This window comes from Mesorhizobium sp. M0060 (genome assembly GCF_040323155.1).
In the GTDB taxonomy this organism is placed as follows: domain Bacteria; phylum Pseudomonadota; class Alphaproteobacteria; order Rhizobiales; family Rhizobiaceae; genus Mesorhizobium.
On record NZ_JAMYUP010000002.1, the window covers coordinates 79754 to 101781 of the forward strand.

The window sequence follows — 22028 nt, forward strand, 5'->3', positions numbered from 1 at the left end:
GTCGGGCTGTCCGAAACGTCTAATCCCTCCGCCGGTACAAACCGGATCAGGTTCAGCGGGTTGGCAGTCTTGCCTCTCAGCCGGTCCGCGAAGATCGCGTCCGGCACCCCGTTAGAGCGTTTCGACACATAGGCCCGGCCGAAGTGCCGCGCAAGCGGAAGTTTGCCGGGCATCCAAAGCGCGGCCTTCCGTTTCGTCTGCCGTTTCATCTTCCGTTTCCGGGGCAGGGCTGGTAAGGGCCACGAGATATGAGCACATTCACCATCCTGCTTGGCGGCGATCTCATCCGCACGCCGCTGCTCGACCGCCAGGTCGCCGGCACGCGCGTCATTGCCGCCGATGCCGGCATCGGCCATGCCCGTATGCTGGGCCTGAGGCCGGAACTCTGGGTCGGCGATTTCGATTCCGTGCCTGCCGATTTGCCGGAGGATCTGGCCGCCGTGCCACGGCAGGTGTTTCCCGCTGAAAAGGACAAGACCGACGGTGAACTCGCTATCGCCGCCGCGCTCGAACGCGGTGCGACCAGCCTTGTGCTCGCAGGCGCCTTCGGCGGCAAACGCACCGACCACATCTTCCTGCATCTGGCGCTGAGCGTCCGGCTGGCGGAAGGCGGAACGGAAGTGCTTTTGACCAGCGGCGCACAGGAAGGCATTCCTTTGCTGCCTGGAAAGACCGGCTTCGACTATGTCGACGGCACGCTGTTTTCGGTGCTCGGCTTTTCGGATCTCGCCGGCCTGACAGTCACCGGCGCCAAATGGCCGCTCGACGATGTCGAGGTTGCGTTCGGCTCGTCGCTAACCATTTCCAACGAGGTCAAGGGCCGGCTCGAAATCGCGCTGGCCAGCGGCCGCGCGCTGCTGCTCGCGCATCCCTACCCTCTTCCGGAAAGCTGAGCCCAGAAAGCTGACATGGCGCCGCCGCTTCTCAATCTCGACGGGATAAAGCTGACCTTTGGCGGCACGCCGCTGCTCGACGGTGCCGCCCTGACGGCCTCAGTTGGCGACAAGATCGCCCTGGTCGGCCGCAACGGCTCTGGCAAGTCGACGCTCCTCAAGATCGCCGCCGGGCTGATCGAACCACAGGACGGCGAAGTCTTCCGCCAGCCATCAGCGACCGTGCGCTACTTGCCGCAGATGCCCGACATGGACGGCTTTGCGACTGTCCGCGCCTATGTCGAGGCGGGGCTCGGGCCGGCCGACGATCCTTACCGCGCCACCTATCTGATGGAGCATCTCGGCCTATCCGGCGAGGAACGGCCGAACGATCTCTCCGGCGGCGAGGCGAGGCGCGCCGCGCTCGCCCGCGTCATGGCGCCGGAGCCCGACATTCTCCTCCTCGATGAACCGACCAATCACCTTGACCTTTCGGTTATCGAATGGCTGGAGGAGGAGCTTGCCCGCACCTCCTCGGCACTGGTCGTCATCTCGCATGACCGGCGTTTTCTCGAACGCGTGTCGCGCGCCACAATTTGGCTCGACCGCGGCCAGACCCGCCGTCTCGACAAGGGCTTTGCCTATTTCGAGGAATGGCGCGACATCGTGCTGGAGGAGGAAGAGCGCGAGCAGCACAAGCTCGGCCGCCAGATCGTGCGCGAGGAGCACTGGCTGCGCTATGGCGTGACGGCAAGGCGCAAGCGCAACATGCGCCGGCTCGGTGAGTTGCAGACCATGCGCCAGCGCTTTCGCGGCCATCGCGGCGCCGAGGGTGCGGCGACGATGATAGCCAGCGACGCCGCCGAATCCGGCAAACTGGTGATCGAAGCCAAGAACATCGAGAAGAGCTTTGGCGATCTGACCGTGGTCAGGGGATTTTCGACCCGCATCCAGCGCGGCGATCGCGTCGGCCTGGTCGGGCCGAACGGCGCCGGCAAGACGACGCTATTGAAGATGCTGACCGGCGAATTGAAGCCGGACGCAGGCACGGTGCGGCTCGGCACCAATCTGGAGATCGCCACGCTCGACCAGAAGCGCGAAGCCGTCGACCCGCAGGAGACGCTGGCGCAGTATCTGACCGACGGGCGCGGCGAGAACCTCGTCATCAATGGCGAGCAGCGGCATGTCGTGTCCTACATGAAGGACTTCCTGTTCAAGCCGGAACAGGCGCGCACGCCGGTGCGCGAGCTTTCGGGCGGCGAGCGGGCGCGGCTGATCCTCGCCCGCGTTTTGGCGCGGCCGGCAAACCTCCTTGTGCTCGATGAGCCGACCAACGATCTCGACATGGAGACGCTGGAGCTGCTGCAGGAACTGGTCGCCGGCTTTGCCGGCACGGTGATCCTGGTCAGCCACGATCGCGATTTCCTCGACCGCACCGTGACCAGCATCATCGCGCCGGAAGGCGGCGGCCGCTGGATCGAATATGCCGGCGGCTATTCCGACATGCTGGCGCAGCGCGGCGGCACCAGGCTGGACGACCGCAAGGCGCGGCCGAAGCCAGAAAACGGCGAAGCGGCAACTAGGAGCGAAGCGGCCGCGCCGAAGGGCCCGGCGAAGAAACTGTCGTTCAAGCAGAAATTCGCCCTGGAATCGCTGCCCAAGAAGATCGAGGCGGTGTCGGCCTCGATCTCGCGGCTGGAGAACAACATCGCCGATCCGGCCTATTACGAGCGCGACCCGGCCTCGTTCCAGAAGACGATTGCCGCGCTCGACAAGGAGCGAACCACGCTGGCAGCACTCGAGGAGGAGTGGCTGGAACTCGAGATGCTGCGGGAAGAGATGGAGGCATGAGAGGTTGCATGCACGCTCATATGCGCCTACATTATGCGCATAAATGGGAGCGACTCCATGCTTCAATCGACTCCAAAAGCCCAAAGAAAGTCGGTTAATACATCGATCGACTCCAGATTGATCGAGGATGCCAAAGCGTTGGGCATCAATATATCCCGCGCTGCGGAAGAGGGCATCGCCAAGGCGATTTCGGCCGAAAAAAACCGGCGGTGGCAAGAGGAAAACAAGGAAGCGATCGACAGTTCCAATGACTATGTCAGGCGCAACGGCTTGCCTTTGGCCAAGTACCGGCTGTTTTGATGGCGCGTTATGATTTCTATCAGAGTGCCGAAGGCGACGGTTACCTTCTCGATGTCCAGTCCGACCTTCTGGGACGGCTCGACACGAAGGTAGTCGTCCCGCTGATGCCAGCCAACAAGGCCCCGGTGCCGGGCCGCCGGCTAAATCCTATCTTCACCATCAACGGTAAGGACCATGTCATGGTCACTCAATTCATGTCAGCCTTGATGACCTCTGAATTGCTCATCGCCGAAGGAAATCTTTCTCGGCATCACGACGACATCGTGACCGCACTCGACATGCTGTTCCAGGGCTTCTGAACGGTACCAGCGACCGGACCAATACCTCAGCTTCAGCCCGCCGTTTTGGCCTGCCAGGCCTTCAGCGCCTCGTCGAACACCTTCTCGCCGGGAATGCCCTTTTCCATGGTGAGCAGCGCCCGCCGCCCGGTCTTGTAGACGACCGGCACGTCGATCCAGTCCTGGCCCCTGAGCAAGGTCAAATTGGCGTCTTCATCCGCCTTGGTGTCGTTGAGCGCAACCAGGAAGAAACCGTCGGCGATCTTGGCCGGGATGCCGATCAGCGGACTGCCGGCATCTTGTTCGGAGCCCTTCATGGCGACACGCAGGATGTTGTCGACACCGCCGCCCTCGAAGCCGTTAGGCGTCAGGAAGATCATCTCGATGATATGGCTGGCCGGCAGCGTCTGGTCGGTGTTGCGACGGATCGTCATGCGCAACTGGATATCCTTGCCTGGAATAGTCGCCTCGGCGCGGATCGCCGGCTCGGGCGGCAGGTCGCCGCCGGGCGATTCCTGCACCAGCGACCAGACGATGTTGCCGGGCTCGGCCGAGCCTTGAGCGGTGCTGGTGCGTTCCTCGTAGAAGATCGCCTTCTGGCCGACCGCCAACGCGGCTTCCGGTGGAACTACCGTTGGTGCCGCTGCCGGTGCGGGCGGTGTGGCGGCCGCTGCGGGCGCGGGCGGGGCAGTCGCAGCATCGGCGGGTGCTGCCTCTCCGTTGGCGGGCGGCGTTGCGGGAGTTGGTGCAGCCGACCCATCGACTGCTGGAGCAGTGGCCGGGGCTTGCGTGTCGGCAGGTGCGGCCGGTGCCGGCGCGGCGGGTGCCGGGGTGGTCGGAGCTTGTGCGGCCGACGGCGGCGTGGTGAGTGCGGCGACGGATTCGCCTTCGCCGATGCCCGCCTGCCCGGCTGCGGGGCCGGGATCCACTTCGTGGCCCTCGGGCGTCAGGCGCTGCGTGAACTTCGCGCCTTCGCCGGCCTCCGTCGGAGGCGCGGCGGCCGGTACGGCCGCGTCGGCCACCGGCTTGGCCGGGGCTGGTTTTACCAGCGGTTCGGTGGCGACGGCTTTGGTCCCGTCGAGGCCGAACATACTGCCGAACGCCTCCTTGTTCAGCCACATGCCATAACCCCCACCGGCAATGACGAGCAAGGCGATGACGGCGGCTATCACGCCGCCATAGCTGCGCCTGCGCTCGGCAGGATGGAGCCGCTGGAACCTGTCCTCCGCGGGGCCGCCGTCGTTGGAAAAGTCATCGTCCTGAAAAACGCCATCTTTGCCATCGGCCGTCGGAAGATCCATGTCGGATGACGGCGAACCAGCGCGCTCCGGAGGAAGAGCGACGGGCTGCGGCTTTTGCCAATTCGGCGCCGCCTTGGCGGGCGTGGGCTGCCATGCCGGCCCGCTCTTTGCCGGCTCCGTCTTTGCCGGCTGCCGGACATGACTGGACTGGTTCTTGTTGCGGTCTATGGAGGAGAAGATGTCCTCCAGTTCCGCCAGCGGATCGGATGTCGGCGCAGGTTTGGCGTAGTCTCGCTCAATGCTTGAGATGGCCTCTTCGAGCGCACGCTTCTGCTTAGCGGCGTCCGACGGCGTAAGCGGTGGATCGCGGTCGGCAATCTTCTTCGCAATCGTCGAACGAGCCTTGTCGTAGACCCTGGCGCGCACCTCCGCCGACGGCTCGCCAAGATTATCGAGCGCCTTTTTCAGAACAGAAACAAAATCTACCATGCTTCAGTCGACCTGCATTTTGTTTCTGGGCCGGCCCCCGCAAATCAGCCGCAATGCCCGGAAAGGCTGAGAAACTAGTCTTGAAACGGATCGGTCACAAGTATCGTGTCGTCGCGTTCAGGGCTGGTGGAAAGGAGTGCGACCGGCGCGCCGATCAGCTCTTCGATGTAGCGGACGTATTTCACCGCCTGGGCCGGGAGGTCGTTCCAGCTACGCGCGCCGGCGGTGGTGCCTTTCCACCCCTCCAGCGTCTCGTAGACCGGTTCGACGCGCGCCTGCGCGCCCTGGCTGGCCGGCAGGTAATCGATCGCCTCGCCGTCAAGGCGGTAGCCTGTACAGACCTTGATCTCATCCAGCCCATCGAGCACATCGAGCTTGGTCAGCGCAATGCCCTTGATGCCGTTGACGGCGACGGCCTGGCGGACCAGCACGGCATCGAACCAGCCGCAGCGCCGCTTGCGGCCGGTGACGACGCCGAATTCATGGCCGCGCGTGCCCAGGAACTCGCCGATTTCGTTCTTCTGTTCGGTCGGAAACGGACCTTCGCCAACCCGCGTCGTATAGGCCTTGGTGATGCCGAGCACATAGCCGATCGCGCCCGGGCCGACACCGGACCCAGCGGCAGCCTGACCGGCGACCGTATTGGAGGAGGTGACGAACGGATAGGTGCCATGGTCGATGTCGAGCAGCGTGCCTTGCGCGCCCTCGAACAGGATGCGCTCGCCGGCCCGGCGCTTGTCGTCGAGGATTTTCCAGACGCGATCCATATAGGGCAGGATCTCGTCGGCGACCGAGATCAGCTCGCTCATGATCGCCTCATGCGTGACCTCGGCATGGCCCAGCCCGCGCCGCAGCGCATTGTGGTGCGTCAGCAGCCTGTCGACCTTCAAGGGCAGCGTTTCCAAATCCGCCAAATCCATCACCCTGACCGCGCGCCGGCCCACCTTGTCTTCGTATGCGGGACCGATGCCACGACGGGTCGTGCCAATCTTCGTTCCGGAATTGGAAGCGGCGTCCTCGCGGAATCCGTCCAGCTCCCGGTGCAAGGACAGGATAAGCGCGGTGTTTTCGGCTATTTTCAGGCGGTCCGGCGTCACCTCGACGCCCTGAGCCTTCAATTTCGCAACTTCCGCGACGAAGGCGTGCGGGTCGAAGACGACGCCATTGCCGATGATGGACAGCTTGCCTTGCCGCACGACGCCGGACGGCAGCAGCGACAGCTTGTAGACCTTGCCGTCGACGACCAGCGTATGGCCGGCATTGTGGCCGCCCTGGAAGCGCACGACAACGTCGGCACGCTCGGACAGCCAGTCGACGATCTTGCCTTTGCCTTCATCGCCCCATTGCGAGCCGACGACCACCACATTGGCCATGCTTCTTTTCCCTTGAGACGCCGCGCGACGCAGCTTGAAACGGTTCGAAACGACAGGCCTCTATCGCATCGGCCCGAAAATCGGAATCGATTTTCAAAAGCACGATGCGAAGATTAATAAGCCCTAGAGCGTACTTTGTGCGTCCAATTGGGCGCATGTCGCTCTATAGCGTCAAGACCCGGCGAGCGCGACCATTCTTTGCCGCCCAAAACGCTCCGAGGCACAACAATTTTCGCCTTTGACATCATTTACTTGCGCGAGCTGTCGCAATAGGCCCGCAACGACCCGTCATTTCTCTCTGCCTGGCCGGGACTTCACGATGCATCGAACCGCCTATCTGTTCCTGCTGTTCACCACCTTGCTGTGGGGCGGCAACTCCGTGGCGGGAAAGCTGGCGGTCGGTCATATTTCGCCGATGACGCTGGTCTTCCTGCGCTGGCTGCTGGCGGTTCTGATCTTGCTGCCGATCGGCTGGGGAACGCTGCGCCAAGACTGGCCGGTGGTGCGCAGGCAGTGGTTGCTACTTGGCGGGCTCGGCGCTTGCGGCTTCGCCTTCTTCAACACGATCTTCTACACGGCGCTTAACTACACCACGGCGATCAACGTCTCGATCGAGCAGGCGGCGATTCCGATCGTCATCATCATCGCCAATTTTGTGTTCTTTCGCCTGCGCGTCAACGGCGTGCAGGTCATCGGTGTCGTGCTGACCATCGCCGGTGTCGTGGTGACGGCGAGCCATGGCGATCCACGCCAGCTTCTCAGGCTGGATCTCAACTTCGGCGATGCCATCATGCTGGTCGCCGTGCTTTGCTACTCCTTCTATTCGGTGGGGTTGCGGCTGAAGCCGGTCATCCGCTGGCAGAGCCTGATGCTGGCGCTGTCGGTTGCCGCACTCGTCACATCGCTGCCTTTCTTTCTGTGGGAGATTGCCGCCGGCAGGGTCATCGTCCCCGATGCACGCGGCTGGGCGGTCGCAGTCTATACTGCCGTCGGCGCCTCGGTCATTTCGCAGATCTTCTATATCAGAGGCAACGAGCTGATCGGCGCCAACCGGGCCGGCCTGTTCATCAATCTGGTGCCGATCTTCGGAACGCTGCTGTCGGTGCTGATCGTCGGCGAGGCGTTCCAGCTCTATCAGGCGTTGGCCCTCGTGCTGGTGCTTGGCGGCATCGGCCTCGCCGAATACAGCGGACGGAAGACGGCGATATCCGCGGCTGAATGAAGTCGCTTGCCGCGACGTTTCACTGCGGTCCATCAACGACCGCGGAAGAGCTCCGCGTGCTGCCGCACACGGAGCGACCGAATTTTCAGGCGACGCCGACGTCGAAGCGCAGCCGCTTGGCCGAGTCGATCGATTTGTGCGAGCGCACCTGCGCCAAGACGTTTTCCGGGAACGGGGCATCGAGATAGAGCAGCGCGATGGCATCGCCCCCCGGCCGGTTGCGGCCGAGCTGGAAATTGGCGATGTTGACGCCGTTCTCGCCGCACACCGTGCCGAGCAGGCCGATAATGCCGGGCGCGTCGGCATTGGTCGTGTAGAGCATATGCTGGCCGACCTCGGCGTCGAGATTGATGCCCTTGATCTGGATGAAGCGCGGCTTGCCGTCCGAAAAACAGGTGCCGGCGATCGAGCGCGTCCTATGCTCGGTCTTGACCGTCAGCTTGATATAGCCATCGAACACGCCCGACTTGTCGCGCTTGACCTCGGCGACGATGATGCCGCGCTCCTTCACCATGATCGGCGCCGACACCATGTTGACATCGGCGACCTGCGGCCGAATCAGCCCGGCAAGGGTGGCGCTGATCAGCGCCCGCGTGTTCATCGTCGCGGTCGAGCCGTCGAACAGGATCTCGACTTCCTTGATCGGATCCTCGGTGACCTGGCCGACGAAGGCGCCAAGCACTTCGGCGAGCTTGACGAAAGGTTTCAGCCGCGGCGCTTCCTCGGCGGTGATCGACGGCATGTTGATGGCATTGGAAACGGCGCCCTTGATCAAATAGTCCGACATCTGCTCGGCGACGTGTAGCGCGACATTCTCCTGCGCCTCCATCGTCGAGGCACCCAGATGCGGCGTCGCCACCACGTTCTCCATGCCGAACAGCGCGTTCTTCTCCGCCGGTTCGACCTCGAACACGTCGATGCCGACGCCGGCCACCTTGCCGCTCTTCAAGGCCGCGATCAGGTCGGCCTCGACGATCAGCCCGCCACGGGCGCAGTTGATGATGCGCACGCCGGTCTTCATCTTGGCGATCGCCGCAGCGTCGATGATGTTGCGCGTCTTGTCGGTCAGCGGCGTGTGCAGGGTAATGAAATCGGCGCGGGCGAACAGCTCGTCCAGCTCGACCTTGTCGACACCGAGTTCCTCGGCGCGGCTGTCCGACAGGAACGGGTCGAAGGCGACGACGTGCATCTTCAGGCCGACGCCGCGCGTAGCGACGATCGAGCCGATATTGCCGCAGCCGATGATGCCCAGCGTCTTGCCGGTGATCTCGACGCCCATGAAGCGGTTCTTTTCCCATTTGCCGGCGTGGGTCGAGGCGTTGGCCTCCGGTATCTGGCGGGCCAGCGCGAAGATCATGGCGATCGCATGCTCGGCGGTGGTGATCGAATTGCCGAAGGGCGTGTTCATCACGATGATGCCCTTGCGGCTCGCCGCCGGGATGTCGACATTGTCGACGCCGATACCGGCGCGGCCCACGACCTTCAGCCTGGTCGCGGCGTTGATCAGCTTCTCAGTGACCTTCGTCGCCGAGCGGATGGCCAGCCCATCATACTGGTCGATCACCTCGAGCAGTTTTTCCTTGTCCTTGCCGAGATCCGGCAGATAGTCGACGTCGATGCCGCGATCCCTGAAGATCTGCACGGCGGTGGTGGAGAGTTTGTCCGAGACGAGAACGCGTGGCATGGGCTTGGTCCTTTGCGATTGGCGTCCCTCCCCGTTGAGGGGAGGGTCGGCGCGAAGCGCCGGGGTGGGGTCGTTGCGGCCGGGCGCGGCCGAAAATCTTTTCTTTTCTGGATGGCGTATCGTTGAGCTCGTATCGTTGAGCGGGTGGAGGCGACCCCACCCGGCCCTTCGGGCCACCCTCCCCTCAAGGGGAGGGAGTCAGGCGGCTGCCTTCAGCAACGCCTTTTGCGCGGCAAAGGCCCAGTCGAGCCACGGCAGCAGCGCTTCGAGGTCGGAGGCCTCGACTGTCGCGCCGCACCAGATGCGCAGGCCGGGCGGTGCATCGCGATAGGCGCCGATGTCATAGGCGACGCCTTCCTTGTCGAGCGCCGAGATGATGCCCTTGGCGAAGGCCGCCTGTCCGTCGGCATCGAGTGCCACGACATCCGGATCGGTGAAGGAAAGACAGACCGAGGTGTTCGACCGCGTTGCCGGCTCGACGGCAAGGTGGCCGAGCCACGAGGAACTCTTGACGAAGCCATCGAGCACTGCGGCATTGGCATCGGCACGGGCGATCAGAGCATCGAGGCCGCCGATCGACTTCGCCCAATGCAGCGCGTCGAGATAGTCCTCGACGCACAGCATCGACGGCGTGTTGATGGTTTCGCCCTTGAAGATGCCTTCGATCAGCTTGCCGCCCGAAGTGAGGCGGAAGATCTTCGGCAGCGGCCAGGCCGGCTTGTAGCTTTCCAGGCGTTCGACGGCGCGCGGGCTGAGGATCAGCACGCCATGCGCGCCCTCGCCGCCCAGCACCTTCTGCCAGGAGAAGGTGACGACGTCGAGCTTCTGGAAGTCCAGCCCTTGCGCAAAGGCGGCCGATGTGGCATCGCAGATGGTCAGGCCCTTGCGGCCGGCCGGGATGAAATCGCCGTTCGGCACGCGCACGCCCGAAGTCGTGCCGTTCCAGGTGAAGACCACGTCGCGGTCGAAGTCGATTTTCGTCAGGTCGGGCAGCGCGCCGTAGCCGGCTTCGATCCTGCGAACATCGGCGAGCCTCAGCTGCTTGACCGCATCGGTGACCCAGCCGGAACCGAAGCTCTCCCAGGCGACCATGTCGACACCGCGTTCGCCGAGCAGCGACCACAGCGCCATTTCGACCGCGCCGGTGTCCGACGCCGGCACGATGCCGATGCGGTAATCTGCCGGAACCTGGAGGAGCTCGCGCGTCAGCTCGATCGCCTGTTCGAGCTTGGCCTTGCCGATCTTGGCGCGATGCGAGCGCCCGAGCGCGGCATTTTTGAGCGCCTCGACCGACCAGCCGGGGCGTTTTGCACAGGGACCTGAGGAAAAATTGGGATTTGCCGGACGGAGTCCGGGCTTCGTATGCGTCGTCATCGTGGTCTATCCTTCCAGATAGTGGCCCCTCGTTGGGGAGGGGTGGCCCACGGACGGCGATATGCGTTCAGCCTTTCGGCGTCAAGGGGAAAGTTTTTGTCGCTGCCGGGATATTGCCGGCGCCCCGGGGCGAAAACGCAAACGGCCGGCCACGACCCGCCATTGTTAACGCCTCGGCTTCGATCGAGCCTACCAGAGATCGTAGCGCAATCCGATTTTGACTTGGTGATTAGTGATCCCTTTGCGGATCGGATAGGAAATCAGGCTCTCGACAGTCTGGTATTCGGCATCCGGTGCGGAAAAATACTGATAACCAAGATCGACCGAAACATTCTTGGACACTTGATAGGCAAGGCCGGCATTCAGCGTATAGGCGAATGAGTATTGGGTCTTGTTGTCATGCGTGACGAAATCGTCGGCGGGGTTGCCGTTGTTGGTGAAGTAGTCCGCCGAGAGACGACGCCTGCTCTGGACGAGACCGATACCGGCGCCGAGATAAGGCGTGATTCCGACATAGGTGCCAAGATCGACATAGCCGTTGAGTATGCTCGAGAACGCAAAGTTTTTCAGGTCTCCCGATGCCACGGTCGTTCCGCTGTCATAGCTGACGCCGATCTTGTTGCCGGGCAGATAGCCGAGATTGAGATCGGCGCGGAGATAGTCGTTGAAGTGGTAGCCGAAGCCTATGCTCGCAAAAACCGGATCCTCATTTTCTTCGTAGTTGGCAGCATTGAACCCTAAATCCACAGTCCTGTAACTCTTCTGCGCCAGATAAGAGACATCGCCGCGCAGATACCACCCCGAGCCAACCTCGACCGGCACATAGTCCGGCGCCTGGTCGACATAGACCGGCGGATCGTAGTCAGCGCCAAGCGCCGGCGTCAGCGGCATCAGTACGATTGCTGCAAGCGCCAGCACTACAGGCGATTTGAATGTCATGGTCCCGGCTCCCGAACTTGGCGCATTTTGCGGTCGCGCGCCGTATCAGGGAGCATTGTTAACCATAGTGGTTAAGTGCGGGTTAAGGATAACAAGGCGTTAGAGAATTGATTTCGATGCGCTTTCGCTCTTCGGGCGGGACGGTGTTCCAGCACTCCAGGCCGCCAAACGAAAACCGCCCGGCATCAGCCGGGCGGTCGACGAATTCCTGGATTTTCGAAGCGCTTACTTGGTGTAGACCGGCTCCGGTTCCGGAACATAGGGCTCCGGCGGAGCGCAGTCCGATCTGCCGAACTGATAGCGCAGGCCGCCGCGCACTTCGTGAACGTTGATGCCTTTGTCATAGCCGGGGCCGACATTGGGGAGCGAGGCATAGTCGAACATCTTGCCGCCGTTGATGTGGCTGAAGCGGTAGCCGACGTCAAGCTTGACGCGGTCGGTCAAGCAATAGGATGCGCCGACCATGGCAGCATAGGCAAAGCGCCAGCCCTTGCCGCCGGCATGATCGAATGAACCGTCGCTGTCCACATTGTGCAGCTCATCCCATTTGACCCAGGCACCGCCGATGCCGGCGCCGACATAAGGCGTGACGCCATGCCAGGTGCCGATATCGACATAGGCGTTGGCCAAGAGCAGCAGCGCCGAATAGGACGAGGTGTCGACCGAGGTGCAGGGCGTTTGATTGACGCCGCAAAACCCATTGGTCGAGCCGCGGAATTTGGATTTGCTCATCCAGTCCAAGGTGAGATCGGTGCGGAAATGCTCATCGATCTGGTAACCGACGCCGGCGCCGGCCGAGAAGGCGCCATCCAGCTTGCCGGTGGCGAACTTGCCGGGATTCTGGGGCGCTACACCGTAGGTGATATAGTCGCCACCACGAAACTTCGACCAGTGATAGTCGATGTCGCCGCGGATATACCAGCCGCCGAATTCGGCCGGCTGCTCGTAGGCAACTGGTGGCGGTGCCTCCTCGACCACGGGCGGCTCGACGAAATCGGCGGCGAATGCCGGTCCGACGCCGGCAAACAGCGCGGCCAGAAGAGCCATTCTAGCTGTGTTGAACATGCTTATCACCCCTGAGAACCCTCGAACGGCAACGCGCCCGAATATGATTGACCTCAGTTGTGGATAATGAATTGGAAAGGTTAAAAGGCGTTTAACCGTATCGATTAACCACGACTCCGTAAAATTCGATGAATCTGGCGGCCGTTGCTGTAGCAGGACTGACAGAGGATCCAACAAAAAAGCCCGCCGAAGCGGGCTTTCGAACTGACAACCTTGTTGGCGAGATCAGGCGGCGCTGCGCGTTTCCGAAATGACCTCCACGATGTCGTTGACGACGGACTCGACGAGTTGTGGGTCGTCGCCCTCCGCCATGACACGGATGAGCGGCTCCGTGCCGGATGGCCGGATGACCAGGCGCCCGGCCTTGCCGAGGCGATGGCGCGCATCTTCGATCGCTGCCTTGACTGGCGCCTCCTCCAGCGGCTTGCCGCCGGAAATATGCACGTTCTTCAACAGCTGCGGCACCGGCTCGAATTTCTTCGACAGCTCGCTGACCGGCCGGTTCTGCCGCTTGATGCAGGCGAGCACCTGGAGCGCCGAGACAAGGCCGTCGCCGGTGGTCGAGAAATCGGACAGCACGATGTGGCCCGACTGTTCGCCGCCGACATTGAGCCCATGGGCACGCATGTGCTCGACGACATAGCGGTCGCCGACCTTGGTGCGATGCAACTGCAGGTTCATGTCGCCGAGGAAGCGTTCGAGGCCGAGATTGGACATCACCGTCGAGACGACGCCGCCGCCGGCCAGCCGTCCGCTCTGATGCCAGGATTCGGCGATCAGCGCCATGATCTGGTCGCCATCGACGATCGCGCCGTTCTCGTCGACGATAACGACGCGGTCGGCATCGCCGTCGAGCGCTATGCCGATATCGGCGCGTACTTCGTGCACCTTCTTTTGCAGGCCGGCCGGATGGGTCGAGCCGCATTCCTTGTTGATGTTGAAGCCGTTGGGCTCGACATTGATGGCAACGACCTCGGCGCCAAGTTCCCACAGCGCGTCGGGGGCCACCTTGTAGGCGGCGCCATTGGCGCAATCGACGACGATGCGCAAGCCCGACAGCGACATCGAGCGCGGCAGCGTGCGCTTGGCGAATTCGATATAGCGGTCATGCACGCCGTCGACGCGTTTGGCACGGCCGAGCCCATCGGAATCGGCGAGCGCCAGTTCGATATCCTTGTCGAGCATCCCCTCGATGCGCTCCTCGATCTCGTCGGACAGCTTGTAGCCATCGGGGCCGAACAGCTTGATGCCGTTGTCGTAATAGGGGTTGTGCGAGGCAGAGATCATCACGCCGATATCGGCGCGCAGCGAGCGCACCAGCATTGCAACCGCGGGCGTCGGGATCGGGCCGAGCAGGAAGACATCCATGCCGGCGGCGCACAGCCCGGACACCATCGCGTTCTCGATCATGTAGCCGGAAAGCCTGGTATCCTTGCCGAGCACGACGCGATGGCGGTGGCTGCCGCGCTGAAACGAGAGGCCGGCGGCCATGCCGACCCTCATGGCGACCTCCGCCGTCATTGGAAACTTGTTGGCGCGCCCGCGAATGCCGTCCGTACCGAAATAATGTCCTGCCATGCTAGCCAGCTTCCTGATGGTTCTTTCCGAGCATCTCATGCCATAAAATCGGCCGAGCTCTGTCATCACATTGTATGATTATGGACGACTAATCCTTATAAAACCTTTGTCTTGTGTGTTTTGTGTCACGCCGGCCAAGGGACGTTCCCAAAGGGTGTTAAAGGTGAACCATTCTCGCCGAAGGCAAATTTCGGATCGACGGCGCCGGCCGGCATGACTGACTATCCGATGAGATAGTCTCGCGGTCCGAAGCTGGGCGTAGCCGTGGGCGAATACATCCCCAAACATCTACCTTGGAGAACAATAAGGTGGCAACGATTTCATCACCCTATCGCAAAGAAAGCATCTTCCGGCCTTCTCGCTCGCACTTAGCATCTGGCGCAACCGGCCGTTGAGCGCTATTGATTCGCCAGGGACATATAATGGGCGGCACAATGGAGAAAACGCCATGCTAATCCATCGACTTGCGACTTTGACGGGCATTGCCGTCGTCACTTTGTTCCTGGCAGCGCCGGCCAACGCGCTGACCATGGCCGAGTGCAGCACCAAGTATAACGCGGCCAAGGATGCGGGAACGCTTGACGGGCAGAACTGGAACCAGTTCCGCAAGGCCCAATGCGGCACCGATGCCACTGCTGCTGCTACGACCGACACCAAGCCGGCCAAGACCACGGCAAAGGCCGCTGACACCACCAAGGCAGCTGCCGCCGACGATGCGGCGCCGGGCCTGACGGCGAAGGAGTGCAGCACCAAGTACCAGGCGGCAAAAGCCGCCGGCACGCTGAACGGCATGAAGTGGAACGATTTCCGCAAGACCGAATGCGCTGCCGGCGCAACTGCAGCCGCACAGCCTGCCGCCACGACCAAAGCAGCGGCGGCCACCAGCGATGACGCGGCGCCTGGGCTGACGGCCAAGGAATGCAGCACCAAATACCAGGCCGCCAAGGCTGCCGGCACGCTCAACGGCATGAAATGGAACGATTTCCGCAAGAGTGAATGCGCCGCCGGCGCAACTGCAGCGGCACAGCCCGCCGCCGCACCTGCCAAGGCGACGACGGCCGCGGCGACCGATACCGGCAAAGGCCTCAGCATGGCGGATTGCAGCGCCAAATATCAGGCCGCCAAGTCCGGCAATACTCTGAACGGCATGAAGTGGAACGACTTCCGCAAGAGCCAATGCGGCACCGGTGCCGCCGACGACGAAACCCTGCCGGCTCCCGATGCCAAGTACACCGGCGATCCGCAACCGCCGACCATCACCGCCCCCCAGGGCGTGAAATTCCCGACGGCGATCTCCAAAAAATACGCAACCGAGACCCCGGCCAAGGGCCGCATGCATACTTGCCTCGACCTGTATTACGCCAACAAGGACGCCAACACGCTGGGCGGCCTCAGGTGGATCCAGAAGGGCGGCGGCTTCTACAGCCTCTGCAACTCCAAGCTGAAGAGCTGACCGGCGCCATCATCTGACGATATGAGCCCGCGAGCCGCAAGGTTCGCGGGCTTTTTGTTGTGGCCGAGCAATGTGACGGCCCTCCCGAGGTCATGCTCAACCCTTTGCCAACTTCCTTGCGGGCTGCGCGAAACGTCGAAGGTGCCGATCTCCCTACGACGGGCAGGGCAATCGCATATGGGCAAGTGCCCCTCACCCGGGTCGCCAGCGTTGATGCCAGGCTCTTCTCCCCGGCGGGGAGAAGGTGGCCGCAAAGCGGCCGGATGAGGGGACTTCATATGCAATGGCCGGCCCCTTGTGGGGGGAGATGTCCGGCAGGACAGGGGGGCGCTGTCCCGCCAGCGTCAGGCCGGCAACGCCGGAACTTTCAAAAAGCCTGAAACAAAAAACCCGCCTCGGCGGGCGGGTCGTCGGCGCCAATCAGCACCATACTCAAACTAATAGCATAGCTGCCGGAACAAAGCAAGAACAAAATGCGTTGCGGCCGGCAGAAAAACGCGAATTCCCTTCACCGGCTCACCCCATTCGTATTGCCGGAATCGATGCTCAAGGACGATTGCAAAGTCGTGTTCCTTCGCGCCCCCTCCGTCCGGCCCTCTTTTGCGACCACTTGGCATCTTCCCCACGAGAGGGAGATCGGCAGCTTTAGCGCCTCGCGAACAGGTGAGATTGACCGTCATCAAAAGAAAAACGCCGCGGTCAAAACCGCGGCGTTTCGAAGTCGATCTCTCCTGGGCCGGAGCCTAGCTTGACGGCTGGGGTTCCATGCCGCCTTCGGGCTCGGGGCCTTTCTTGCGGCGACCGGACTTCGGCACGGCCGAGCCACGGCTCGGCGGCGTGTCGTCGCCAAGGTCGCGTGCGGGCTTGTTGCCGGCGATCAGCTGCTTGATCTCCTCGCCGGACAGCGTCTCGTATTCGAGCAGGCCTTGCGCCAGCGCGATCCATTCCTTCTTTTTCTTGGTCAGGATGGATCTTGCCGTCGAATAGGCTTCGTCGATCAGCCGGCGCACTTCGGCGTCGATGATCTGCGCCGTCTCTTCCGAGATATTCTGCGTGCGCGCCACCGAATGGCCGAGGAACACCTCCTCTTGGTTGTCGCCATAGGCGACATGGCCGAGCTTGTCGGAGAAGCCCCAGCGCGTCACCATGGCGCGCGCCAGCTTGGTCGCCTGTTCGATATCGGAGGAGGCACCCGAGGTGATGTTCTCCTTGCCGAATTTGAACTCCTCGGCGACGCGGCCGCCCATCATGATGGCGAGGCGCGAGATCATGTATTTGTAGCTCATCGAATAGCGGTCGCCTTCCGGCAGTTGCATGACCATGCCGAGTGCCCGGCCGCGCGGGATGATGGTCGCCTTGTGCAGCGGATCGGCCGACGGCACGTTGAGCGCCAGGATGGCGTGGCCGGCCTCGTGATAGGCGGTCAGCTCCTTCTCGGCCTGCGTCATCGCCGACGAGCGTCGCTCGGCGCCCATCATGATCTTGTCCTTGGCATCCTCGAATTCGGCCATGGTGACGAGGCGCTTGTTGCGCCGCGCCGCCATCAGGGCGGACTCGTTGACCAGGTTCATCAGGTCGGCGCCGGAAAACCCCGGCGTGCCGCGCGCGATCACCTTGAGATCGACATTGGGCGCCAGCGGCACGTTGCGCACATGCACCTTCAGGATCTTCTCGCGGCCGACGATGTCTGGGTTCGGCACCACCACCTGGCGATCGAAACGGCCCGGCCGGAGCAGCGCCGGATCGAGCACGTCGGGCCGGTTGGTGGCGGCGATCAGGATGATGCTTTCGTTGGATTCGAAGCCATCCATCTCGACCAGCAGCTGGTTCAGCGTCTGCTCGCGCTCGTCATTGCCGCCGCCGAGGCCAGCGCCGCGATGGCGGCCGACTGCGTCGATTTCGTCGATGAAGATGATGCAAGGCGCGTTCTTCTTGGCTTGGTCGAACATGTCGCGGACGCGGCTTGCGCCGACGCCGACGAACATCTCGACGAAATCCGAGCCGGAAATGGTGAAGAACGGCACGTTGGCTTCACCGGCGACCGAGCGGGCGAGCAGCGTCTTGCCGGTTCCGGGAGGACCGACGAGCAGCACGCCGCGCGGGATCTTGCCGCCGAGCCGCTGGAATTTCTGCGGGTCGCGCAGGAACTCGACGATCTCTTCCAGATCTTCCTTGGCTTCGTCGACGCCGGCGACGTCCTGGAAGGTGACGCGGCCATGCGCTTCGGTCAAAAGCTTAGCCTTCGACTTGCCGAAGCCCATGGCGCGGCCGGAACCGGACTGCATCTGGCGCATGAAGAATATCCAGACGCCGAGGATGAGGATCATCGGCAGCCAGGAGATCAGGGTGCCGAACAGCGAATTGGAGCCGTCGGATTCAGGACGCGCATTGATGGTGACGTTCTTGTCTTGCAGCCGCGAAACCAGCGACGGATCCCCAGGCGAATAGGTCTGGAAGCCGTTTGAACTGTCGGTGTAGGTTCCGGAGATGCGGGCGCCGGCGATGGTCACCGTCTTGATCCGCCCCGCCGCGACTTCCTGCAGGAACTGCGAATAGGGGACATCGCTCGAGGCTCCACGCGTCTGCGGCGTCTGGAAAAGATTGAAGAGAGCGATGAGCAGGACCGCTATGATCGCCCAGAGCGCGAGGTTGCGATAATTCGGATTCATCAATTGTCCCGTTGGCGCCCGCTGGGCGGACACGCGTCGTGAGAGGAAACTTGGGCCTAACATAGGGAGAGCGTCTCCCCTTGCCAAGCATAACAGCAGGTCTCGGTTAAGCTTTCGCCCGTGGTAAGCCGGCACTGTGGCCGCCGAATGGCGCGGCTGGAATCGGCGCCGCGCCAAGCAACGCGGCGACGGCATCGGCCGGCGCCAGATCGAAGCACGGCAGGAAACGGGCGAAGGGCGCGACTGCCGGATATGCGGCGACCGCCGCCGGCATCGGGCCTTCCCCCGGCAAACCAAGGCATTCGCCATCTCGCCACAGCGCCGGCTCCGCGGCCAAGGCGGCACGTACGAGGCTTGCCGACGTGCCAGGCCCGGCAATTGCCCGCTTTGCGGCAAGGGCCGCCCCGAGCGGTGCTACCAACAGCGGCGCGATCAACAATGCACCTGAATTGTCGCCCAACGTGATCCGTCTGCGGCCATCCCAAAGGGCATTGTTGGAAACCGCAACAGCGGGCGGCAGATCGCGCAATTCGCGATGCAGAAAGATACCGGTACGCCGAGCATCGACCACGCTCCGCGACAATGTGGCACAAAGCGGCCCGCTGCGGAGCCGGTCGAAAAGTGCCTCGCTGCGGGCCTGGTCGGGAAGGAAGGCGGTGCCGCCGGTCGCCGCCAGCAGGATGCGCAGCGCATAGATCGCCGCCCGGCTGTCACCGTCCGTTGCAAAATCCCGATCGAGGCGGACGAGGCCGGCGGCCGGCCTGGAGGCAAAACTGCGGATCAGCATGGCGGCGCCGTGTCCTAACTGCTCACGCTCGACCGCCGCCTTTCTGGCCAGCGCCATCGCTTCAGCCACGCGAGGCGCACCATCACCATCGCCAAGTGCTGCACGGATGCGCGGCCGCTCGAAAGCAGTGTCGGCATTGGTCGGGTCCTCGGCCCAAGCGACCTGTTTACGCCTGAGGAATTCGCGCAGCGCCGCACGCCGCACGCCGAGCAGTGGCCGCACGATCCAGTGCCGCCAGTCGTAGAGGGTTGCCGGCGCCATGCCGGCAAGGCCCCGCCGCTCGTCGCGCGGCCCGTCGTCGCTTTGCCCAGCGTCGCCTGGCCCCGCATCACTCGGCCCCCCATCGCTTGGCCGCTCGTCACGTGCTTGCCGCATCAGCACGGTCTCGGCCTGGTCGTCGGCGGTGTGGCCGGTCAGGATCAGGCCGATGCCTGCCGCTTCGGCGGCCTCGGCGAGCAGCCGGTATCGCGCCTCGCGTGCGGCGGCGGGCAGGCCGGTCGACGGTTTGTGCCCCGACCAGGCGAGGATGCGATGGGCAATGCCGCGCGCCGCGCACAGCCTGGCCACGGCTTTCGCTTCCGCTGCCGCTTGCGGCCGCAATTGGTGATCGATCGTCACCGCCAGCAATTTCGTTGCCGGCGCGGTACGGTCGAGATGGGCTTTGAGGAGGAGGAGGAGGGCGGTCGAGTCGCTGCCGCCGGACACGGCCGCAACAGCGCCGTTGGAAAAGTCGATCTGCGAAAAATCCGAAAGGTCAGGCTCGGTGTCGAGCGTCATGCATGTCGTCCAAAAGTGGGCCCGATTTTGGGGCAACGACATGCAACAGAAAAACTAGCACGCCGCTAGCGCCCTTTCCTGCTTGACCCGCTCCTTGAGCGCGCCGGAAATATCGGGGTAGCGCTTGCCGATCTCGCTGAAGGTGGCACAGGCCACGTCGCGCTGCTTCAGCCCGATCAGTGAAACGCCGAGCTTCAGCAGCATGTCGGGCGCTTTCTTGGCCTTGGGATAGTCCTTGCTGGCAGCGAGGAAAGTCTCGGCCGCATCGCGGTATTTCTGTTGGCCGAGCAGCGATTCACCGAGCCAGTAGTGCGCGTCCGCCGCTTTGGCGTCCTTGGGAAAACGGGCGATGTGGTCGCGGAAACCCTGTTCGGCGGTGCTGTAGTCGCCCGACAGGATGAACTGGTAAGAGTTGCGGTAAAGCTCCTCCGGGTCGTTGGTCGAGGGGAGTGCCGCGACCACCGTATCGTCGGATTTGCCGGCCTTGTTGCCGGCTGCGTTGGCGCCGGTGGCTGGGGCCGTATTCTGCTCCGGCGCGTTCGCCTGCGCATTGCCGTCGGCTTCGACGACATTGCCGTTTTTGTCGACGGTGATGGTGCCGAACGTCTTGGGCGGCGCGCCGGGGATCAGCTTGCCGGGATCGCCGGTGGGCGATTCGACGATGACGTCCTCGACGCTCTTGTCGCCGGCTGGCGGCGTGTCCGCAGCGGCCGGCGCCTGCGTTGCCGGCGCCTCCGCCACATTACTGTCGCTGTTGGGCGCGGCCTCGGACTTCTTCTGCTCGGCCGGCTGCTGCGCGCCTTGCGAACCGCCTTCCAACTGCTGGAAGCGGAATTCGTTGTCTTCCTGCTGTTTGCGGATCTGCTCCTGCATCTGCAGGACCTGGAAGTTGAGTTCCTCGATCTTGCCGTTCATCTGCCGGAGCTGTTCCTCCAGCGCCGGAGTGCCGGTGCCATCCTGTTGCGCGAATTGAACCTGATCCGGCTTTTTCTTTTCACCGAAAATGCCGGGCAGTTTGATCGTCGGCAGGTGGAAGGAAAATCCGCTTTCCGAGGATTGCCCGGTGCCGCTTGCCCCGATCCCGCTAGAAAGTGCGGCGGTGCTTGATACGAGCAGCAACGCAAGCGTGCCGCTCAAGACCGTTCTGAAATGCATGTGCCTCTCGCCGTGAAAACCGTTAGCCTGTTGCGCGCCCTTCCAACCGAAGTGGACCAGCCAAGTGGGACTAGCCAGTAGGATCAGCCGGGCGCTCTCGGCTCTTAACAGGACGTGAGACTTCGGCCAAATTTTGTTTGGAGCGAGCAGATATGAAAAAGGCGGCCTTTTGGCCGCCTTTCGCACCAAGTGTTGCATTTATGCCGATCAAGAACCGGCGCCGCCCAGTGTGGTTACGGCGCGGCGGTTCTGCGACCAGCAGGAGATGTCGTCGCAAACCGCGACCGGACGCTCCTTGCCGTAGGAATTGGAGCGAGCAGATATGAAAAAGGCGGCCTTTTGGCCGCCTTTCGCACCAAGTGTTGCATTTATGCCGATCAAGAACCGGCGCCGCCTAGTGTGGTTACGGCGCGGCGGTTCTGCGACCAGCAGGAGATGTCGTCGCAAACCGCGACCGGACGCTCCTTGCCGTAGGAAATGGTCTTCAGGCGCTGCGCCGAAACGCCCTTGGCGACCAGGAAGTCGCGGGTGGCGGCAGCACGGCGGGCGCCGAGCGCCAGATTGTATTCGCGCGTGCCGCGCTCGTCGGCATGGCCTTCGATGACGATGGCAAACTGTTTGTACTGGTTCAGCCACTGCGCCTGGCGCGACAGCGTCGTCTGCGCGTCGGCGCGGATCGAGGACGAGTCGGTATCGAAGAAGATGCGGTCGCCGATGTTGACGGTAAAGTCCTGGGCCGAGCCCGGCGTTGCCGCGCCGGCGCCGTTGAGGCCGAGATCGGCGGCGCTGTTCGGCGTCTTCTTCGAGGCGCAACCGGTGATCGCGAGCATCGCGACCAGCGCGATCATGACCGGGTTTGTGGTAAGTGCTGCGATACGGCCCATGCCGCCTCTCCTTCGCAATTCGAGTGATTTCATTGAT

General features: G+C 63.0%; 17 protein-coding genes and 1 riboswitch. Of the genes, 6 read left to right on the forward strand and 11 right to left on the reverse strand.

The window, feature by feature from the left end; all coding sequences use genetic code 11:
- Positions 1 to 6 precede the first annotated feature (6 nt).
- Positions 7 to 121: riboswitch (TPP riboswitch) on the reverse strand.
- 127 nt (positions 122 to 248) lie between these two features.
- The 4 genes from NKJ94_RS02660 to NKJ94_RS02675 are packed head-to-tail and all read left to right on the forward strand — an operon-like array spanning position 249 to position 3322.
- Complete coding sequence (locus tag NKJ94_RS02660; RefSeq protein ID WP_352522847.1) at positions 249 to 893, forward strand: thiamine diphosphokinase; 645 nt, start codon at positions 249 to 251, stop codon at positions 891 to 893.
- 15 nt (positions 894 to 908) lie between these two features.
- Positions 909 to 2723: an ABC-F family ATP-binding cassette domain-containing protein gene (locus tag NKJ94_RS02665; RefSeq protein ID WP_352522848.1), complete on the forward strand. Its 1815-nt coding sequence runs from the start codon at positions 909 to 911 to the stop codon at positions 2721 to 2723.
- A gap of 33 nt (positions 2724 to 2756) precedes the next feature.
- Positions 2757 to 3023, forward strand: coding sequence for a type II toxin-antitoxin system CcdA family antitoxin (locus NKJ94_RS02670; protein ID WP_352522849.1), 267 nt, complete (start codon positions 2757 to 2759; stop codon positions 3021 to 3023).
- Complete coding sequence (locus NKJ94_RS02675) at positions 3023 to 3322, forward strand: CcdB family protein (RefSeq protein ID WP_352522850.1); 300 nt, start codon at positions 3023 to 3025, stop codon at positions 3320 to 3322. Before NKJ94_RS02670 ends, NKJ94_RS02675 begins: the two co-directional genes overlap by 1 nt.
- Before the next feature lie 32 nt (positions 3323 to 3354).
- On the opposite strand, the gene NKJ94_RS02680 is transcribed toward NKJ94_RS02675, so the two are convergent.
- Both NKJ94_RS02680 and NKJ94_RS02685 read right to left on the reverse strand, forming a co-directional pair.
- Positions 3355 to 5031, reverse strand: a complete 1677-nt coding sequence (locus tag NKJ94_RS02680; protein ID WP_352522851.1) for a hypothetical protein — start codon at positions 5029 to 5031, stop codon at positions 3355 to 3357.
- Between the two features lie 74 nt (positions 5032 to 5105).
- On the reverse strand, positions 5106 to 6404 hold the full coding sequence (locus tag NKJ94_RS02685) for an adenylosuccinate synthase (protein WP_023680654.1): 1299 nt from the start codon (positions 6402 to 6404) through the stop codon (positions 5106 to 5108).
- Positions 6405 to 6723: 319 nt separating this feature from the next.
- Between NKJ94_RS02685 and NKJ94_RS02690 the strand changes: the two genes are divergently transcribed.
- Positions 6724 to 7626 (forward strand): DMT family transporter, encoded by a 903-nt coding sequence (locus NKJ94_RS02690; protein WP_352522852.1) that lies wholly within the window; start codon positions 6724 to 6726, stop codon positions 7624 to 7626.
- Positions 7627 to 7711: 85 nt separating this feature from the next.
- Here NKJ94_RS02690 and serA read toward each other — a convergent pair whose 3' ends face one another.
- From serA to glmM, 5 genes are all read right to left on the reverse strand, one after another.
- Positions 7712 to 9310: a phosphoglycerate dehydrogenase gene (gene serA, locus NKJ94_RS02695; protein WP_352522853.1), complete on the reverse strand. Its 1599-nt coding sequence runs from the start codon at positions 9308 to 9310 to the stop codon at positions 7712 to 7714.
- Between the two features lie 198 nt (positions 9311 to 9508).
- Entirely contained in the window at positions 9509 to 10684 is a 1176-nt protein-coding gene (locus tag NKJ94_RS02700) for a phosphoserine transaminase (RefSeq protein ID WP_352522854.1), read from the reverse strand.
- A 189-nt stretch (positions 10685 to 10873) separates the two neighbouring features.
- On the reverse strand, positions 10874 to 11623 hold the full coding sequence (locus NKJ94_RS02705) for an outer membrane protein (protein WP_352522855.1): 750 nt from the start codon (positions 11621 to 11623) through the stop codon (positions 10874 to 10876).
- Positions 11624 to 11848: 225 nt separating this feature from the next.
- Positions 11849 to 12688, reverse strand: coding sequence for an outer membrane protein (locus NKJ94_RS02710; RefSeq protein ID WP_352522856.1), 840 nt, complete (start codon positions 12686 to 12688; stop codon positions 11849 to 11851).
- A gap of 225 nt (positions 12689 to 12913) precedes the next feature.
- Entirely contained in the window at positions 12914 to 14266 is a 1353-nt protein-coding gene (gene glmM, locus NKJ94_RS02715) for a phosphoglucosamine mutase (RefSeq protein WP_352494163.1), read from the reverse strand.
- A gap of 790 nt (positions 14267 to 15056) precedes the next feature.
- Here glmM and NKJ94_RS02720 point away from each other — a divergent pair.
- On the forward strand, positions 15057 to 15719 hold the full coding sequence (locus NKJ94_RS02720; RefSeq protein ID WP_502896075.1) for a hypothetical protein: 663 nt from the start codon (positions 15057 to 15059) through the stop codon (positions 15717 to 15719).
- Between the two features lie 743 nt (positions 15720 to 16462).
- Here the strand turns inward: NKJ94_RS02720 and ftsH are convergent.
- The 4 genes from ftsH to pal all read right to left on the reverse strand — a co-directional run bounded on the left by ftsH (position 16463) and on the right by pal (position 21991).
- Entirely contained in the window at positions 16463 to 18388 is a 1926-nt protein-coding gene (ftsH, locus tag NKJ94_RS02725) for an ATP-dependent zinc metalloprotease FtsH (RefSeq protein ID WP_352522858.1), read from the reverse strand.
- Between the two features lie 106 nt (positions 18389 to 18494).
- Positions 18495 to 19952 carry a tRNA lysidine(34) synthetase TilS gene (tilS, locus tag NKJ94_RS02730; RefSeq protein WP_352522859.1) on the reverse strand — a complete coding sequence of 486 codons (1458 nt, stop codon included), beginning with the start codon at positions 19950 to 19952 and terminating at the stop codon, positions 18495 to 18497.
- A gap of 54 nt (positions 19953 to 20006) precedes the next feature.
- On the reverse strand, positions 20007 to 21107 hold the full coding sequence (gene ybgF / locus NKJ94_RS02735; protein ID WP_352522860.1) for a tol-pal system protein YbgF: 1101 nt from the start codon (positions 21105 to 21107) through the stop codon (positions 20007 to 20009).
- A 377-nt stretch (positions 21108 to 21484) separates the two neighbouring features.
- Positions 21485 to 21991: a peptidoglycan-associated lipoprotein Pal gene (pal, locus tag NKJ94_RS02745; RefSeq protein ID WP_352523065.1), complete on the reverse strand. Its 507-nt coding sequence runs from the start codon at positions 21989 to 21991 to the stop codon at positions 21485 to 21487.
- Positions 21992 to 22028: the final 37 nt, after the last annotated feature.

What these genes read in the sequence shown, in the direction of transcription:
- NKJ94_RS02720 (WP_502896075.1), top strand. Translation starts at nt 15,057, where the DNA reads ATGAAGTGGAACGATTTCCGCAAGACCGAATGCGCTGCCGGCGCAACT.
- NKJ94_RS02665 (WP_352522848.1), top strand. Translation starts at nt 909, where the DNA reads ATGGCGCCGCCGCTTCTCAATCTCGACGGGATAAAGCTGACCTTTGGC.
- NKJ94_RS02680 (WP_352522851.1), bottom strand. Translation starts at nt 5,031, where the DNA reads ATGGTAGATTTTGTTTCTGTTCTGAAAAAGGCGCTCGATAATCTTGGC.
- NKJ94_RS02690 (WP_352522852.1), top strand. Translation starts at nt 6,724, where the DNA reads ATGCATCGAACCGCCTATCTGTTCCTGCTGTTCACCACCTTGCTGTGG.
- tilS (WP_352522859.1), bottom strand. Translation starts at nt 19,952, where the DNA reads ATGACGCTCGACACCGAGCCTGACCTTTCGGATTTTTCGCAGATCGAC.
- NKJ94_RS02675 (WP_352522850.1), top strand. Translation starts at nt 3,023, where the DNA reads ATGGCGCGTTATGATTTCTATCAGAGTGCCGAAGGCGACGGTTACCTT.
- NKJ94_RS02670 (WP_352522849.1), top strand. Translation starts at nt 2,757, where the DNA reads ATGCGCATAAATGGGAGCGACTCCATGCTTCAATCGACTCCAAAAGCC.
- NKJ94_RS02685 (WP_023680654.1), bottom strand. Translation starts at nt 6,404, where the DNA reads ATGGCCAATGTGGTGGTCGTCGGCTCGCAATGGGGCGATGAAGGCAAA.
- NKJ94_RS02700 (WP_352522854.1), bottom strand. Translation starts at nt 10,684, where the DNA reads ATGACGACGCATACGAAGCCCGGACTCCGTCCGGCAAATCCCAATTTT.
- NKJ94_RS02710 (WP_352522856.1), bottom strand. Translation starts at nt 12,688, where the DNA reads ATGTTCAACACAGCTAGAATGGCTCTTCTGGCCGCGCTGTTTGCCGGC.
- glmM (WP_352494163.1), bottom strand. Translation starts at nt 14,266, where the DNA reads ATGGCAGGACATTATTTCGGTACGGACGGCATTCGCGGGCGCGCCAAC.
- ybgF (WP_352522860.1), bottom strand. Translation starts at nt 21,107, where the DNA reads ATGCATTTCAGAACGGTCTTGAGCGGCACGCTTGCGTTGCTGCTCGTA.
- ftsH (WP_352522858.1), bottom strand. Translation starts at nt 18,388, where the DNA reads ATGAATCCGAATTATCGCAACCTCGCGCTCTGGGCGATCATAGCGGTC.
- NKJ94_RS02705 (WP_352522855.1), bottom strand. Translation starts at nt 11,623, where the DNA reads ATGACATTCAAATCGCCTGTAGTGCTGGCGCTTGCAGCAATCGTACTG.
- NKJ94_RS02660 (WP_352522847.1), top strand. Translation starts at nt 249, where the DNA reads ATGAGCACATTCACCATCCTGCTTGGCGGCGATCTCATCCGCACGCCG.
- serA (WP_352522853.1), bottom strand. Translation starts at nt 9,310, where the DNA reads ATGCCACGCGTTCTCGTCTCGGACAAACTCTCCACCACCGCCGTGCAG.
- pal (WP_352523065.1), bottom strand. Translation starts at nt 21,991, where the DNA reads ATGGGCCGTATCGCAGCACTTACCACAAACCCGGTCATGATCGCGCTG.